The sequence below is a fragment of the Streptomyces sp. S465 genome (genome assembly GCF_026898115.1).
Classification (GTDB): domain Bacteria; phylum Actinomycetota; class Actinomycetes; order Streptomycetales; family Streptomycetaceae; genus Streptomyces; species Streptomyces luomodiensis.
Map to the genome: position 1 here is coordinate 6,948,676 of NZ_CP114036.1, position 15,511 is coordinate 6,964,186.

13 protein-coding genes and 1 riboswitch are annotated in these 15,511 nt (G+C 72.9%); of the genes, 8 read left to right on the top strand and 5 right to left on the bottom strand.

Annotated elements, in window-relative coordinates; genetic code table 11:
- The first annotated feature begins 291 nt into the window (after positions 1–291).
- Positions 292–455: riboswitch (cyclic di-AMP (ydaO/yuaA leader) on the top strand.
- 14 nt (positions 456–469) lie between these two features.
- Complete coding sequence (locus tag N6H00_RS29395) at positions 470–1,264, top strand: M23 family metallopeptidase (protein WP_268974844.1); 795 nt, start codon at positions 470–472, stop codon at positions 1,262–1,264.
- Positions 1,265–1,527: 263 nt separating this feature from the next.
- Positions 1,528–2,283, top strand: a complete 756-nt coding sequence (locus N6H00_RS29400; protein WP_268974846.1) for a GntR family transcriptional regulator — start codon at positions 1,528–1,530, stop codon at positions 2,281–2,283.
- A 153-nt stretch (positions 2,284–2,436) separates the two neighbouring features.
- On the opposite strand, the gene N6H00_RS29405 is transcribed toward N6H00_RS29400, so the two are convergent.
- Complete coding sequence (locus tag N6H00_RS29405) at positions 2,437–2,718, bottom strand: HPr family phosphocarrier protein (protein WP_030842668.1); 282 nt, start codon at positions 2,716–2,718, stop codon at positions 2,437–2,439.
- A 185-nt stretch (positions 2,719–2,903) separates the two neighbouring features.
- On the opposite strand from N6H00_RS29405, the gene N6H00_RS29410 reads away from it, so the two are divergent.
- From N6H00_RS29410 to N6H00_RS29425, 4 genes are all read left to right on the top strand, one after another.
- A complete protein-coding gene (locus N6H00_RS29410) occupies positions 2,904–5,783 on the top strand; it encodes a bifunctional acetate--CoA ligase family protein/GNAT family N-acetyltransferase (RefSeq protein ID WP_268974847.1) in 2,880 nt (959 codons plus the stop codon).
- A gap of 83 nt (positions 5,784–5,866) precedes the next feature.
- On the top strand, positions 5,867–6,463 hold the full coding sequence (locus N6H00_RS29415) for a DUF5998 family protein (RefSeq protein ID WP_268974848.1): 597 nt from the start codon (positions 5,867–5,869) through the stop codon (positions 6,461–6,463).
- The gene (locus N6H00_RS29420; protein WP_268974849.1) at positions 6,463–7,704 is read left to right on the top strand and encodes an alkaline phosphatase family protein; all 1,242 of its coding nucleotides are present in this window, start codon (positions 6,463–6,465) and stop codon (positions 7,702–7,704) included. The genes N6H00_RS29415 and N6H00_RS29420 overlap by 1 nt, the downstream gene beginning before the upstream one ends.
- Positions 7,705–7,750: 46 nt before the next feature.
- Positions 7,751–8,419, top strand: coding sequence for a thymidine kinase (locus tag N6H00_RS29425; RefSeq protein ID WP_268974850.1), 669 nt, complete (start codon positions 7,751–7,753; stop codon positions 8,417–8,419).
- A gap of 188 nt (positions 8,420–8,607) precedes the next feature.
- Here the strand turns inward: N6H00_RS29425 and N6H00_RS29430 are convergent, their stop codons facing one another.
- A complete protein-coding gene (locus N6H00_RS29430; protein WP_268974851.1) occupies positions 8,608–9,384 on the bottom strand; it encodes a VOC family protein in 777 nt (258 codons plus the stop codon).
- Positions 9,385–9,673: 289 nt separating this feature from the next.
- Here N6H00_RS29430 and N6H00_RS29435 point away from each other — a divergent pair, with 289 nt between their 5' ends.
- Complete coding sequence (locus N6H00_RS29435; RefSeq protein WP_268974852.1) at positions 9,674–10,510, top strand: sulfurtransferase; 837 nt, start codon at positions 9,674–9,676, stop codon at positions 10,508–10,510.
- 91 nt (positions 10,511–10,601) lie between these two features.
- Here N6H00_RS29435 and sepH read toward each other — a convergent pair whose 3' ends face one another.
- Positions 10,602–11,672, bottom strand: coding sequence for a septation protein SepH (sepH, locus tag N6H00_RS29440; RefSeq protein ID WP_443073075.1), 1,071 nt, complete (start codon positions 11,670–11,672; stop codon positions 10,602–10,604).
- 356 nt (positions 11,673–12,028) lie between these two features.
- Here sepH and N6H00_RS29445 point away from each other — a divergent pair, with 356 nt between their 5' ends.
- Entirely contained in the window at positions 12,029–12,886 is an 858-nt protein-coding gene (locus N6H00_RS29445; protein ID WP_268974854.1) for a hypothetical protein, read from the top strand.
- A gap of 4 nt (positions 12,887–12,890) precedes the next feature.
- On the opposite strand, the gene N6H00_RS29450 is transcribed toward N6H00_RS29445, so the two are convergent.
- On the bottom strand, positions 12,891–14,207 hold the full coding sequence (locus N6H00_RS29450) for a D-arabinono-1,4-lactone oxidase (protein WP_268974855.1): 1,317 nt from the start codon (positions 14,205–14,207) through the stop codon (positions 12,891–12,893).
- A complete protein-coding gene (locus N6H00_RS29455; protein ID WP_268974856.1) occupies positions 14,170–15,417 on the bottom strand; it encodes an MFS transporter in 1,248 nt (415 codons plus the stop codon). Before N6H00_RS29455 ends, N6H00_RS29450 begins: the two co-directional genes overlap by 38 nt.
- Positions 15,418–15,511: the final 94 nt, after the last annotated feature.

Here is a 15,511-nt window from a genome sequence, read left to right on the forward strand (position 1 = left end):
CGGTCCGCCGCCCTGACGCTTCGTCGGCTGACGGCCCGATGACTGACGGACCGTCCGGCCGACGATCCGGTCGATGAGCCGGTCCGCGATCCGGCGTGGGAAGGACCCCGGCCCCCAAGGGGGGCGCCGGGGTCCTTCCTTCATGCCCGATTTCATGCCCGATTTATGGGAGTGACTACGTGTTTGGTTTGTGGGGAGAGCAACAAAAAACCGGAACCGTTTGGTGATCGAAAGCGGGCCCGTTTAGCGTCAATCCGGCTGTTCGCCAGCGACCCGCCGCATCCGCGGCACGGACAGTCATCGCCGAGTCCCCGTACGGCGCGAGCCAGGGGAGCCGGGGACCCAACACGTCCCCTGGGGTGAATCGGGCGCCTTCCCCGGTGGGGGAGGGGCTCGTAGGAGACCTTCCTGCTCCGAACCCGTCAGCTAACCCGGTAGGCGAGAAGGAAGGAAAGGAGTGCGCCAGACCATGGCGTTCACCCGTACCGCCACCGGGAAGCACCGTCGTCCCCGCAAACCCGGCCTGCGCACCGGCGCGAACATCGCGGGCATCACCACGGTCGCCTCGGGAGTCGTCGCCGGGATAGCCGGACAGGCGTTCGCGGCCGACGAGAGCCCCTCCTCCCACGAGACCGGTCTGACCCAGACGATCGTGATCGGCGATGGGATCGCGGACCACATCGAGGCCCAGGCGCAGTCCCAGGAGACCGCCGCCGAGCAGGCCGCCGCCAAGGCCAAGGCGGAGGCCGTCGCCCGGCAGGAGGCCGCCAGGAAGGCGGAGGCGGCGGCGAAGAAGGCCAAGGCGGAGCGCGATGCCAAGCTGCGCGCGGCGCGCGAGGCCGAGCGCAAGCGCCTCAACACCTTCGTGGCGCCGATCAGCGGCTCCTACGTCTCCACGGCCTACCAGGCGTCCAGCGGTCTGTGGTCCTCCGGCACCCACACCGGTATCGACTTCCACGCCTCCACCGGCACCTCGGTGCACGCCGTGGGCTCCGGCGAGGTCGTCGAGGCGGGCTGGGGCGGTGCCTACGGCAACAACATCGTCATCAAGATGAACGACGGCACCTACACCCAGTACGGCCATCTGTCGTCGATCGGCGTCTCGGTGGGCCAGAAGGTGACCCCGGGCCAGCAGATCGGCCTGTCGGGCGCCACCGGCAACGTCACCGGACCGCATCTGCACTTCGAGGCCCGCACCAGCGCGGAGTACGGGTCGGACATCGACCCCCTGGCGTACCTGCGCTCGCACGGCGTCAACGTCTGACCGCCTGTTCCCGGAACACCGCGAGCATTCCGCGAAGGCCCCGTCCGCCGGACGGGGCCTTCGGCGTGCGCGCCGCCGCCCGCCGCCCCGAGCCGTCGCCGCGCCAGGCCACCGTCGCCCCGGCCGCCGCTGACCAAAAAATATCCATGAAATGCTCCCCGCCATCGGAAATGGCGTCCGCTTGGAATAGAGTCGTTCAACGCGTGTTCAATGGGTGCGTTTCGCGGGCGTTTAGGCGGAGGTTCGGCAATGTGGGACCGGAAATGAACGGGGATACGACCGCGGTCCAGGGTGGTCGCCGGATTTCGGCGCACGCACTGTGTACGGCGATTCGCGACGACATCGTCTCCGGTACGTACCAGCCCGGCAGTCGGCTCACCGAGGAACTCCTCGCCCGGCGCTACGGGGTCTCGCGGGTGCCCGTCCGGGAGGCGCTGCGCACCCTGGAGTCCGAGGGTTTCGTGACCACCCGGCGGCATGCGGGGGCCTGTGTCGCCCAGCCCTCCGAACGCGAGGCGGCCGATCTGCTGGACATCCGCGCGCTGCTGGAGCCGCTGGGTGCCGCGCGGGCCGCACAGCGCCGCACCGAGGCGCATCTGAAGGTGCTGCGCGGGCTGGTCAGGCTCGGCCGGGAGCGGGCCCAGCGCGGTCAGCTCGGTGAACTGCGGCCGTTGGCCGACTGGTTCCACGAGACGCTCGCCCAGGCGTCCGGCAGTCCGAGCCTGGCCGGGATGCTCGTCCAGCTGCGCCGCAAGACCGCGTGGGTGTTCGCGGCCGTTCCGGCGCCGCAGCCCGCGCCGGCCGAGGGCGCCCGGCGCCCCGACCCGGCCGTGCGGGCCGTGGAGTCCTGGGCGGAGCACGGCGCGCTGGTGGACGCGGTCGCGCGCGGCGACGCCGACCGGGCGCGGACGCTCGCCACCGCGCACACCGAGCGCTCGCTGTCGGAATACCGGCTGCACCGTCCCATTCCGGTGAGGACTTCGAAACATTCCGTCAACACGGCGAGCGGCCAGAATTAACAGTGATCGGAAATTATTGGCGCTGATTCACGGCTCGGTTCTCCGTCGCCGAGTCCGGGCGGAAACTGAAAAACAGCGGGGCCGCGGTGACCGGAATGGTCACCGCGGCCCCGCCGCGCCGTTTCCTCGAATCGCTGGGGATTCACACGGGAATCAGACGGTCTCCGGAAGCTCCTCGAGACCCTCCGCCACCAGCTTCGCCAGGCGGTCGAGCGCCACCTCGGCGTCGTCGGCGTCGGAGGCGAGGACGACCTCCTCGCCGCCCTGGGCGCCCAGGCCGAGCACGGCCAGCATGGAGGCGGCGTTGACCGGGGTGCCGTCCGCCTTGGCGATCGTGATGGGGACGCCGGCGGCGGTGGCCGCCCGGACGAAGATCGACGCAGGGCGGGCGTGCAGGCCCTCGGCCCAGCCGATGGTGACGCGGCGCTCAGCCATGGTGTTGCCCTTCAGGTGGGTGCGGTTGTCTAGACCAAAGCATACGGTGTCCGTATGCATCCGGGCGATGCCCGAGTGAGTCCGGTCGTGCCCGGACCGGCCCGATACGGACCTTCCCCCGACACCTGGCCGCGACGCAAGGGTGTCCACCATGCGGACCGCGCGCGGCCCGTACCCTGGGCCCCATGCGGAATCCGCCGGACCAGCACGCCTACCCGACCCACTGGGAAGCCGACGTGGTGCTCCGGGACGGTGGTACGGCACAGATCCGCCCCATCACCCCCGATGACGCCCAGCGGCTGATCAGCTTCTACGAGCGGGTCTCGGACGAGTCGAAGTACTACCGCTTCTTCGCGCCCTACCCCCGCCTCTCCGACCGCGACGTCCACCGCTTCACCCACCACGACTACGTCGACCGGGTGGGCCTCGCGGCGATCGTCGGGGACGAGTTCATCGCCACCGTCCGCTTCGACCGCATCGACAGCCGGGGAATGCCGGCCCACTCGACCCCCGCCACCGCCCCGGACGGCGGCCGCACGGCCCCTTCCGGAGCCGCCCTCGCCGACGAGGCCGAGGTCGCCTTCCTGGTCCAGGACGCCCACCAGGGCCGCGGGGTGGCCTCCGCGCTCCTCGAACACATCGCCGCCGTCGCGCGCGAGCGGGCCATCCGCCGGTTCGCCGCCGAGGTGCTGCCCGCCAACACCAAGATGATCAAGGTGTTCACGGACGCGGGCTACACCCAGAAGCGCAGCTTCGAGGACGGGGTCGTCCGCCTCGAGTTCGACCTCGAACCCACCGACCGCTCCCTGGCCGTCATGCGCGCCCGCGAGCAGCGTGCCGAGGCCCGCTCCGTCCAGCGGCTGCTCGCGCCCGGTTCCGTCGCCGTCATCGGCACCAGCCGCAGCTCCGGTGGCGTCGGCCGCACCGTGCTGCGCAATCTCCTCGACGGCGGCTTCACAGGGCGCGTGCACGCCGTCAACCACGCCTTCCCCGACGACCTGACCCGCCTGGAGCCGGAGGGCGTCCCGGCCCACCGCTCGCTGCGCGCCATAGCGGTCCCCGTCGACCTGGCCGTCGTCGCCGTCCCCGCCGAGCGGGTGCCCGACGTGGTGGCCGAATGCGGCGACCACGGTGTCCAGGGCCTCGTCGTGCTCTCCGCCGGATACGCGGAGAGCGGGCGCGAGGGCCGCGACCGCCAGCGCGACCTCGTCCGCCAGGCGCGGACCTACGGCATGCGCGTCATCGGCCCGAACGCCTTCGGCGTCATCAACACCGCCGAGGGCGTCCGGCTGAACGCCTCCCTGTCCCCACAGCTGCCCAACCCCGGCCGGCTGGGCCTGTTCACCCAGTCCGGGGCGATCGGCATCGCGCTGCTGTCCGGGCTGCACCGGCGCGGCGCCGGGCTGGCGAGCCTCGCCGGGATCGCGGGGATATCGACCTTCGTGTCCGCGGGGAACCGCGCCGACGTCTCGGGCAACGACCTCCTCCAGTACTGGTACGACGATCCGCGGACCGACGTCGTCCTGATGTACCTGGAATCCATCGGCAACCCCCGCAAGTTCACCCGGCTCGCCAGGCGCACCGCCGCCGTCAAACCGGTGGTCGTCGTCAAGGGCGCCCGCCACAGCGGCAGCGCCCCCACCGGCCATGCCGTGCCCACCACCCGGATCCCCGACGCCACCGTCTCCGACCTGCTGCGGCAGGCGGGCGTCATCCGGGTCGAGACCGTCACCGAGCTCGCCGACGCCGGGGTGCTGCTCGCCTCCCAGCCGCTGCCCGCCGGTCCGCGCGTCGCCATCCTCGGCAACTCCGAGTCGCTCGGCCTGCTCACCTACGACGCCTGCCTCACCGAGGGACTCAGCCCGCTGCCGCCCCGCGACCTCACCACGGCCGCCACCCCGGACGACTTCCGGCGCGCCCTGACCGAGGCGCTCGCCGACGACGCCTGTGACGCCGTCGTCGTCACCGCCATCCCCTGGGTCGGTGACGCCCGCGCGGACGCCCTCGCCGCCGCCGTACGGGAGGCGGCCCAGGCGTCCGGGCCCACCCCGGCCAAGCCGGTGGCGGTGGTCCACCTGGAGATCCAGGAGCTCGCGGCGGCCCTGGCCGGCACCGGCGGCGAGCCCGCGCCGGGCACCCGGCGGATCCCCGCCTACCCCGCCGCCGAGCGGGCCGTGCGCGCGCTCGCCGAGGCCGTGCGGTACGCGCGCTGGCGGCAGGAGGCCGCCGAGCCCGGACGGGTCCCGGAGTACGACGACATCGACGAGGCGGGCGCCGCCGCCGACATCCAGGTGCTGCTCACCCCGGCGGACGACACCGGCGGGACCGGCGACGGCACCGGCGGGACCGGCACCGGCACCGGCGACGACACGGACCCGGGCGTCGAGCTGTCGCCCGGCGACACCCAGCGCCTCCTGGCCCGCTACGGCGTGAGCGTGCTGCCCGCCCTCCCCGCGCCCGACCCCGACACCGCCGTACGGGCCGCCGGGCGGCTCGGCTTCCCGGTCGCCCTCAAGCCCACCGCCGCGCATCTGCGCCACCGCACCGACCTGGGCGGGGTGCGGCTGGAACTGGGCAGCGAGGCGGAACTGCGCCGGGCCTACGCCGAGTTGACCGACTACCTGGGCCGGCCCGAGGAGCTGGGGCTGGTCGTGCAGCGGATGGCGCCGCGCGGCGTGGACACCGTCGTACGGGCCGCCATCGACCCCGCCGCCGGGGCCGTGCTCTCCTTCGGACTCGCCGGCGCACCCTCCGAACTGCTCGGCGACACCGCCCACAGTCTCGTCCCCGTCACCGGCCGGGACGCCGCCGAGCTGATCCGGTCCATCCGGACCGCGCCACTCCTGTTCGGCTGGCGCGGCTCCAAGCCGGTGGACACCGCCGCCCTCGAGGAGCTGCTGCTGAGGGTGTCCCGCCTGGTGGACGACCATCCGGAAGTGGTCGCCGTGGACCTCGAGCCCGTTGTCGTCGCCCAGCAGGGCCTCTCCGTGCTCGGCGCCTCGGCGCGGCTCGCCCCGCCACCGCCGCGCACCGACCTCGGCCCCCGCCACATGCCCGCCTACTGACCTCCCCGGCCCCGGCGGCCCGACCGTCCGGCCCTTCGCGGCCATGGGCGCCCGTGTCGGTGCGGCCCCGTAGGATGGTGCACATGGCGAAGACCGGTACGACGACCCAGGGGCTGCGCGCGGCGATCGAGCGCAGCGGCTATTACCCGGCACTCGTGGCCGAAGCGGTGGAAGCCGCCGTGGGCGGCGAGCCCATCGTGTCGTACCTGGTCCACCAGGAGACCACCTTCGACGCCAACGAGGTCCGCCGCCATGTCACGGTCCTGGTCCTCACCGGCAACCGCTTCATCGTCAGCCATACCGACGAGCAGGCCGCGGACGGCACCTCCCCGTCGCCGTACGCCACCACCTCCACCGAGTCCGTGAAGCTCCAGCGGATCTCCTCGGTGGTGCTCAGCCGGGTCGTCGCCAACCCCGAGTCGTACACCCCGGGCACGCTGCCCCGCGAGGTCGTGCTGACCATCGGCTGGGGCGCCGTCAGCCGCCTCGACCTGGAGCCCGCCGCCTGCGGCGACCCCAACTGCGAGGCCGACCACGGTTACACCGGCTCCTCCACCGCCGACGACCTCAGCCTGCGCGTCAGCGAGGCGGGCGACGGTCCCGACAGCGTCCGTCAGACCCTCGCCTTCGCCCAGGCGCTCTCCGAGGCCACCGCGGCCACCCCGGACACCGGCCGCTGATGTCCGGCTCCGCCACCGGCCCGCTGCCCTCCGCCGACTCCCTCTGGCCCGAGCCCACCCCGCTCGACCCCCGGTCCGCCCCGGTGCCGAAGTACGGCACCGGCTCGCTCGCCGATCTGCTGCCCGCCGTCGCCGCGGGTCAGGAGGTCCCCGGGCTCTCCTCCGGTCTGGCGCTCGCGCCCGCCGACCGGGTCTGCGTCTTCCTGGTCGACGGCCTCGGCTGGGAGCTGCTGCGCGCCCACCCCGCCGAGGCGCCCTTCCTGACCTCGCTGCTGTCCGGCTCCAAGGGCGGCTCCGGGGAGCCGCTCACCGCGGGCTTCCCGTCCACCACCGCGACCTCGCTCGCCTCGGTGGGCACCGGACTGCCTCCCGGCGCCCACGGCCTGGCCGGCTACACGGTGCTGGACCCCGGCACCGGCCAGCTGATGAACCAGCTGCGCTGGCAGCCCTGGACGGATCCGCACGCCTGGCAGCCGTATCCCACCGTCTTCCAGCTCGCGGACGCCGCGGGCGTGCACACCTGCCAGGTCTCCGCGCCGACCTTCGCCGAGACCCCGCTCACCAAGGTCGCGCTGAGCGGCGGCACCTTCCACGGGCGGCTCTCCGGCGAGGAGCGGATGGACCTCGCGGCCGAGCAGCTCGGCGCCGCGGGCCGCTCGCTGGTCTACACGTACTACAGCGAAGTGGACGGCAAGGGGCATCGCTTCGGTGTGGACTCGCCCGAGTGGCGTGAGCAGCTCCGCTATGCCGACGGGCTCGCCCAGCGGCTCGCCGAGCGCCTCCCGCCCCGCTCGGCGCTCTATGTCACCGCCGACCACGGCATGATCGACATCCCTTTCGACCCGGAGTCGCGCATCGACTTCGACGAGGACTGGGAGCTGCGCGCGGGCGTCTCGCTGCTGGGCGGCGAGGGCCGCGCCCGGCATGTGTACGCCGTTCCCGGCGCCGCCGGCGATGTGCTGGCCGTCTGGCGTGAGGTGCTGGGCGAGCGGATGTGGGTGGCCAGTCGTGACGAGGCCATCGAGGCGGGCTGGTTCGGCGGGCCCGGCGGTGCCGACACCGGCGGCAGGGGTGTCGATCACCGGGTGTACCAGCGGATCGGCGATGTGGTGGCCGCCGCGCGCGAGGACGTCGCGATCGTCGCCTCGCACACCGAGCCGAAGGAGTCCGCCATGGTCGGGCTGCACGGTTCGATGACCCCCCTGGAGCAGCTGGTGCCGCTCCTCGAAGTACGCTCCTGAAGCCCTCACGCCCTCTCCCCGCCCGTACGAAAGGCCCTGCCTCCCCATGCCCGAGCTGGTGTTCTTTTCCGGAACGATGGACTGCGGGAAGAGCACCCTCGCTCTGCAGATCCAGCACAACCGCTCGGCGCGGGGGCTCCAGGGGATGATCTACACCCGGGACGACCGGGCCGGCGAGGGCAAGCTCTCCTCGCGGCTCGGACTGGCCACCGAGGCGGTGGAGGTCGCCGACCACCTCGACTTCTACGCCCATGTGGTCCAGGCGATGACCGCCGGGGGCCGGGTCGACTACGTCATCGCGGACGAGGCCCAGTTTCTGACCCCGCCGCAGATAGACCAGCTCGCCCGGGTGGTGGACGACCTGGATGTGGACGTCTTCGCCTTCGGCATCACCACCGACTTCCGCAGCAAGCTCTTCCCCGGCTCGCAGCGCCTGGTGGAGCTCGCCGACCGGGTGGAGGTGCTTCAGGTCGAGGCGTTGTGCTGGTGCGGTGCCAGGGCGACGCACAACGCCCGTACCGTCGGCGGCCAGATGGTCGTGGAGGGCGCCCAGGTCGTCGTGGGTGACGTCAACCGGCCGGAGAGCGAGGTCGGTTACGAGGTGCTGTGCCGGCGTCACCACCGGCGCCGGATGACGGCTGCCGGAGCCCGCGCCGCCGCCCTGTCACCGGATGTGCTCCCGCTCGACCAGCCCTCCGGCCCGTCGGCGCGCTAGGGTCCGTCGTCAATGGGGGGGGCGCCCCGCTCCCGACGCCTGGCACGGCCGCTCGCCGCCTTGTCGCAGCACCCGGGTACGTCCCGTGCGAGGGCGACGCTCGCATTGTGGTCGACCGCACCGGCCTCCCCGGCTACCGCTGGGAGGTGTCCCCGCTCGCGGCCGGGCGCCCCCTTTGACGACAGACCCTAGCCCCGGTCTGCCGATACGACGGTGAAGGCGGCCCCTTCCGGGTCCCGCACCGTGGCCCGGTGTCCGGTCGCTCCCCGCGACGGCGGCCGGACCACCTGACCGCCCAACGCGGTGACCCGGCGCACCGTCTCCGCCACGTCGGCCACCGCGAAGTGCGTCATCCAGTACGGTCCCCGGCCGCGCGGCAGGGCGTCGCCGACGCTCTGGATCGCGCAGACCGGCCGGTCGCCCAGGCGCAGGGTGCGGCAGCCCGGCTCCTCGGAGGCCGCCGGTTCCGCCCGGTAGCCGAAGACCATCTGGTAGAACTTCAGGACCCCGGTGCCCTCGCGGGTCAGCAGTTCGTGCCAGACCGGCGTCCCCGGCGCCCCGGGCTCCGCCGCCGCCGTGTACGTGCCCTCCTGCCATACGCCGAACACCGCGCCCTCGGGGTCGGCGGCGATCAGCATCCGGCCGGCCTCGTCGGCGTCCAGCGGGCCCACCGCCACGGTGCCGCCGCAGGCGCGGATCATCTCAGCGGTCTCATCGGCGTCGTCGGACGCCAGATAGGTCGACCAGGCCACCGGCAAGTGGCGTTCCGGAGGCAGCTCGCTCAACCCGGCGACCGGCCGGCCGTCCTGGACCGCGCGGACATACGCGCCCAGTTGCTGTGGGCCCGGTGTGAACTCCCAGCCGAACAAGGCGTGGTAGAAGTCCTGTGTCGCGGCAAGGCTGTGCACCATCAGACTCGTCCAGCAGGGCGTGCCCGGTGTGCGCCGAGTCGCTGCCTCGGTCATACGTCATTCTCTCCTCGGACCATCGAGTGGCGGCCGTGCGGCCCCGCGCCGGTCGGCGACACGGGGCGGTTGTGCGGAGGTGCTGATGCGGGGGGTCCGACAGATATTTGCACCACCTGTCGCCGATGGCGCCCTGGCGGAGCCGCAATTCATCGCGCCCCGCAACAGAATGCCCGACTTACTACCGCATGTCCGTTTCGGCTTCATTGCGCTCTGGTGGCGCCCAGCTGTCCGCAGGGTGACCAGGTGGTCCAATCGACGCAGAGATATCTACGCAAGGGTGGTTCCTATGCATGCCATCATCACCGCATTCGATCTCATGGGTGAGCTGGCGGAGGATCAGCCTCCGCTCCTGCTCGATGTGCGCTGGCAGCTGGGCGGCCCTCCCGGCCGCCCCGCATACGAGGCGGGACATCTGCCCGATGCCGTCTACGTCGATCTCGACACCGAGCTCGCGGGCCCGCCCGGAAAGGCCGGCCGCCATCCCCTGCCCGATCTTTCCGCGTTCGCGGCCGCGATGCGTCGCGCCGGAGTGCGCCGGGACCGGCGCGTGGTGGTGTACGACGGCGGGCAGGGGTGGGCCGCGGCGCGTGCGTGGTGGCTGCTGCGCTGGGCGGGGCATCCCTCCGTAAGGGTGCTCGACGGAGGTCTGCCCGCCTGGACGGCGGCCGGCGGCGTCCTGACCACCGACGCGCCCGAGGCGGGCGAGGGCGACTTCGTCCCGGAGCCCGGGGCCCTGCCGCTGCTGGAGGCGGACGACGCGGCGGCGCTCGCGCGGCGCGGGGTGCTCCTGGACGCGCGTGCGGCCGAGCGCTACCGGGGGGAGGTCGAGCCCATCGACCCCGTCGGCGGCCATATCCCGGGCGCGGTCTCCGCCCCCACGGTGGAGAACGTCACCGCCGACGGCCACTTCCTGCCCGCCGGCCAACTGGCCGAGCGGTTCGCGGCCCTGGGCGCCACCGAGGACGCCGAGGTCGGGGTGTACTGCGGCTCCGGGGTCTCGGCCGCGCACCAGGTCCTGGCGCTGGCGGTGGCGGGCATTCCGGCGGCTCTGTACGTCGGCTCCTGGAGCGAATGGTCCGCGGACGGCGCCCGTCCGGTGGCCACGGGGCCCGAGCGGGGCTGACCACGCCGAAGGACCCCGCCACCGGTGATGCGGTGGCGGGGCCCGAACCGGCCGTCGTGGGCCGCGGTGCGGTCCACTGCTTCTTCCGCCGCTACTCCTGCTTCTTGCGGCGGGTGCCGAAGACGATCTCGTCCCAGCTCGGCACCGCGGCCCGGCGTCCCGGACGGACGCCGTCCGCTTCCGCCTGGCGGTCCGTCGTACCGGTCAGCCGGTCGCGGTGGCCGGCCACCGAACGCGGCATCAGCACATCCGCGTACGCCGAACCCGCGCTCGCCGCGGGGGCGGGCGGCTCGACGGCCTCCGGCTCCTCGACGGGCTCGTCCGGCGGAGGGGGCGACGCGTCGGGCACGACCATGTCGCCCCGGAAGTTCGGCACCGCCTCCAGCAGGCTGGTGAGCGAGTCCCGTTCACCGAAACCGTCGTCCAGCGCGGCGGACGCGGACGTGGGCGCCGAGTCGTCGTCGAGGCGCTCGGACGACGACCGGTCGCGGTCCCGGTCCCGGTCGCGCGGCAGTCGGGCGATCCGCGGCACGAACGGGAAGCTCGGCTCGGGCGTGTCGTCGGCCTCGCCGATCAGCGCCCGTGCCTCGTCGTCCACCGCCTGGACCAGCCGCCGGGGCGGGTCGTAGGTCCAGCTCGCCGAATGCGGCTCACCGGCGACCCGGTAGACCAGCAGCACCTCCCAGGTGCCGTCGTCCCGCCGCCAGGAGTCCCACTGCGCGGTGTCCTTCTCCGCGCCGCGCAGCAGCAGCCGCTCCGCGACGGCCTCGCCGAGCTGCGGTCCGGTGTTCTCGCCGGGACGGCGCACGGGAGTCTTGCGGGCGCGCTCGGCCATGAAGGCGCGCTCCGCGAGCACCGGGCCCTCGAAGCGCCGCACGCGGTCGACGGGGATGCCCGCCATCTGCGCGACCTCTTCGGCGGTGGCGCCGGCACGTATCCGGGCCTGGATGTCACGGGGCCGCAGATGGCTCTCGACCTCGATCTCGATCTGGCCGAGCCGAGCGCGGTCGTTGCGCACCGCGGCGCGCAGTCGCTCGTCGATGGGAAGTGTGTACTCCGTGCTGTCCGCAGCCTTGAGCACCAGCCGTGTGCCGTCGTTGCTGACGGCCACGACACGCAGTTCGGGCATGGGGACCTCCCGGGTGGTGCCTGCCGACGTCACGGTTGCGTCGCTGCTCTCCCGCTAGACGAGTGTGGCCTGCCCGGGTGCAGCCTGCCACAACTTTGCCGAGTTGCCCGGGCCGGTTGGTTGCCGCCCTCTGACCCCTCCCGATGGGTCCGGGCGGCCGGACGGGAAAGCGGGGCCAGGAGTCGTCACAGTACTCCATTCGGGCCGCTCAGGTGGAGCGGCGCGCCAGCCGAGTTCATGGCCGGAGGGGGCTGCGGAGCCTGAATCCTTCGAAGTGAGGCGTGATTTGGGTGGCAAGTTTCACAGAAACGTCAGAATCGGAACGATCTGCTTCGCTTAGCGGTCACTTCTCCCTGCAGGGTGGAACGAATGTCCAAGCGAGGCGGGAAATGCAGGGCAAGGCCGACGTCGACGGACAACACAAGAGCAAACGGATGGAGCTGAGCGTGGCCCAGGTGGCCGGCAGTGCCCTGGCGGCCGTCGCCGCCGCGGTGCTCGCCTCCAAGCTCGGCGTCTACGGGACGATCCTCGGTGCCGGTGTGGTGAGCGTGGTGGCGACCGCGGGCGGCACCGTCTTCCAGCATCTGTTCCGCCGTACCGGGGAGCAGATCAAGGAGGTGCGGGTCCAGGTCCAGACGCGGCCGCCGGGGCGCCCGCGGTCCACCGAGCCGGGAGCGCCCCCGCAGGCGGCGCCCACCGGTGAGTACGGCGCGCCGACCACGCACGGCACCCGGCTGCGCGGCCGGCGGCGGCACGCCCTCGGGGCGCTCGCCGCCTTCGTCGTCGCCATGGGCGTCATCACGGGGATCGAGATGTTCTCCGGAGGCCCGGTGTCCAACGTCTGGGGGGAGGAGCGGAGCGGAACCACCGTCGGCGACAGTGTGACCGGCTCCTCGGGCGCGAAGTCCACCCCCGCGCCCTCGCGTCGGGACCCGGCCACCCCGTCCCAGAGCCCCGGCTCGTCCCAAGGCGGCGATCCGGCGCCGTCCGCGAGCACCTCCGGCGGGGGCGGCGCGGCCGACGCGTCGACCACGCCCACGCCCGGTCCGTCCGGATCGTCCGGCTCCGGAAAGGACTCCGGCGAGGGCTCCGGCTCGGGGAGCGGCACCGGCGGCGCGAGCGCGCCGGGCACCTCCGCGCCCGCCACCCCCGGCTCGTCCCGGAACCCGTCCGGCGGTGCCACGGACAGCGGAACGGACGATTCGGGGGACGCCACGCCCACGGCCGGTGCCACCGCCGGACGGTGACGGGTCAGTCGCCGAGTACCCGCCGCAGATAGTCGTTGGTGAACAGCCGGTCCGGGTCCAGCCGGTCGCGCAGGGCCGTGAACTCGCCGAACCGTGGATAGACCCCGGCCAGATAGGCGGCGTCGCGGCTGTGCAGTTTGCCCCAGTGCGGACGGCCGCCGTGCGCGATCATGATCTGTTCGGCCACCGTGAAGTACGCCCGGTGCGGGGTGCCCCGGTACAGATGGACGGCGATGTAGGCGGTCTCGCGTCCGGAGGCGGTGGACAGCGGGATGTCGTCGGCGGGCGCGGTGCGTACCTCCACCGGGAAGCTGACCCGCACACCGGACCGCTCGACGGCCGTCTTGAGCTCGCGCAGCACCGTGACCGCGGCCTCGCGCGGCACCGCGTACTCCATCTCCAGGAACCGCACCCGGCGCGGAGAGGTGAAGACTTTGTAAGGGATGTCCGTGTAGGTCCGGGCGGACAGGGCGCGGCTGGAGATCTTGGCGATTCCGGGGATGGTGGCGGGGACCGCCCGGCCCACCGAACAGGCCACCTGGAAGATGCCGTTGGAGAGCAGTTCGTCGTCCACCCAGCCGCTGAGCCGGCCCACCGGGGCGGCGGGGCCGGTGCTGCGGTTGTTCCGCTTGGTGTTGCAGTTTCCGGTGTGCGGGAACCAATAGAACTCGAAGTGCTCATTCTCGGCCACGAGTTGATCGAAATCGGCCATCACGCGGTCGAAGGGCATCGGTTCCTCACGCGCGGTGAGCAGGAACTCCGGTTCCACACCGAAGGTGATCTCGCTGACCACACCGAGCGCACCGAGCCCGATCCGGGCGGCCGCGAAGATCTCCGGGTGCTCCGCCGCGGAGCAGCGCAGCACCGAACCGTCCGCCGTCACCAGCTCCAGGCCCTTGATCTGGGCGGCGATCGAGGCGCTGGCCCGGCCGGTGCCATGGGTGCCCGTGGCGGTCGCCCCGGCCACCGTCTGCTCCATGATGTCGCCCATATTGACCAGCGACAGCCCATGGGCCGACAGCGTCTCGTTGAGCTGCCGCAGCGGTGTGCCGGCCGCGACGGTCACGGTCCCCGCCTCGCGGTCCAGCCCGCGCACGCCCGCCATACGGTCCGGGCGTATCAGCAGCCCGTCGGTGGCGGCCACGGTGGTGAAGGAGTGCCCGGTGCCCACCGCCTTCACCTTCAGCCCCTCCGTCGCGGCCCGGCGGATCAGCTCGGCCAGCTCCTGGGTGGACGACGGGGCCACGCTCCGCACCGGGCGGGCGGTCACATTCCCCGCCCAGTTACGCCACACGCTGCTCCGCACGGTCTTTACGGTCATCCGTACCCGACCCCTCCCGCTGTGGCGCCGGCCGGAGCCGGCGGTACCCGAGGAACGCCATCGCCGCCGCGAGCGCCCCGGCCACGGCCGGCACCGCGTACCCCGCACGGGCGCCGGCCGCGTCCACCACCCCTCCGGCGGCCGACGAGCCGAGCGCCACCCCGACCGCGAGCCCGGTGCTCACCCAGGTCATGCCCTCGGTCAGATGCGCGCGTGGTACGTGCCGTTCGACGAGGGCCATGGTGGTGACCATCGTGGGTGCGATGGCCAGGCCCGCGACGAAGAGCGCCACGGCCAGGAACGGCAGGTTCCCGACCAGTTGGAGCGGGATCATACTCACGGCGATCGCACAAATTCCCCACAACCAGCGACGGGCCGCCGATCCCTTCAGGCGCAGCAGCCCGAAGACCGCGCCCGCGAGGCAGGAGCCCAGCGCGTACACCGAGAGGGCCAGGCTCGCCGCGCCCTTGTGGCCCTCGTCCTCGGCGAAGGCCACCGTCACCACGTCGATCGCCCCGAAGATCACCCCGAGCGCCACGAAGGTGGCCACCAGCACCTGGAGCCCGCGCGAGCGCAGCGCCGAACCGCCGGTGTGGTGCCCGCGCGGATGCGGTACGGGCTCGGTGGCCCGCTGCGCGGTCAGCGAGAAGACCCCGGCCGCCAGGAAGCAGGCGGCCAGCAGCGGGCCCGCCTCCGGGAACCAGGAGGTGGACAGCCCGATCGAGACGACCGGCCCGACGATGAAGCAGACCTCGTCGACGATGGACTCCCAGGCGTACGCGGCGTGCAGCTCCCGCGGGGAGCCCCCGTAGATCGCCGCCCAGCGGGCCCGCACCATGGAACCGACACTGGGCACACAGCCGGCCCCGGCGGCGAAGACGAACAGCGTCCAGTCCGGCCAGCCCCAGTGCGCGCTCAGCAGCAGCCCGGCGACGGCGGTGAGCGCCACCAGGGTCGCCGGTCGCAGCACCCGGCGCTGGCCGTGCCGGTCGACCAGCCGGGAGATCTGCGGGCCGGCGACGGCGGCGGAGAGCGCCAGCGTGGCCGACAGGGCGCCCGCCAGCCCATACCGGCCGGTGAGTTCGGAGACCATGGTGACCACGCCGATGCCCGCCATGGACAGCGTCATCCGCCCCAGGAGACCGGCCGCGGAGAACTCCTTGGCACCGGGGGCGGCGAAGATCGCGCGGTAGGGGCTGGTACTGGACAAGGCAGGCTCCGCCGGTGAGCAGGGTAAGGATCGTAGAAGCTGATACAGATTACGGTCCCGGCACCGGCGCGCCCAGGGCCGTTTTCCGCCCGTC